Source organism: Vibrio sp. OPT46 (assembly GCF_015163535.1).
Classification (GTDB): domain Bacteria; phylum Pseudomonadota; class Gammaproteobacteria; order Enterobacterales; family Vibrionaceae; genus Vibrio; species Vibrio alginolyticus.
Genome location: NZ_JADDYG010000102.1, coordinates 1 through 406 on the forward strand (window position 1 = coordinate 1; position 406 = coordinate 406).

The following is a 406-nucleotide window of genomic DNA, read 5'->3' on the forward strand; positions in this document are numbered from 1 at the left end:
TATAACAAGAGACTATGGCGTCAATAGTTAATTTTTGAGGCTATCTGTATCCCACATAACACCATCTCTTAGCATTGAATTTAAGATAACAACCATCTTTCTCATGCAGGCAACAATGGCAACTTTTTTCGGTTTTCCTGCCGTAAGTAGTCGTTCATAAGTTGCTCTGAAAACAGGGTTGCATTGGATAGCCGACATCATCGCCATGTACATAACGGTCCTAACTTGAGTCCGCCCTCCTTGTATCAGCCGCTTACCTTTAAAGCGGCCACTTTCTCTTGTTATCGGTGCGACACCAATGAGAGAAGAAGCTTGTTTGTTAGTGATAAAGCCCAACTCGGGTACATTACTAATTAGGGATGCCGCAAGGACTTTACCAACACCAGGCATGCTTTGGAGAATAGTA

At 42.9% G+C, this 406-nt stretch carries 1 protein-coding gene; it reads right to left on the reverse strand.

Going from position 1 to position 406, the window contains the following annotated elements; genetic code table 11:
* Nucleotides 1–27: 27 nt before the first annotated feature.
* Nucleotides 28–406 (reverse strand): transposase (locus tag IQR33_RS05115; RefSeq protein ID WP_193838018.1); only part of this gene is annotated, 379 nt, incomplete at its 5' end.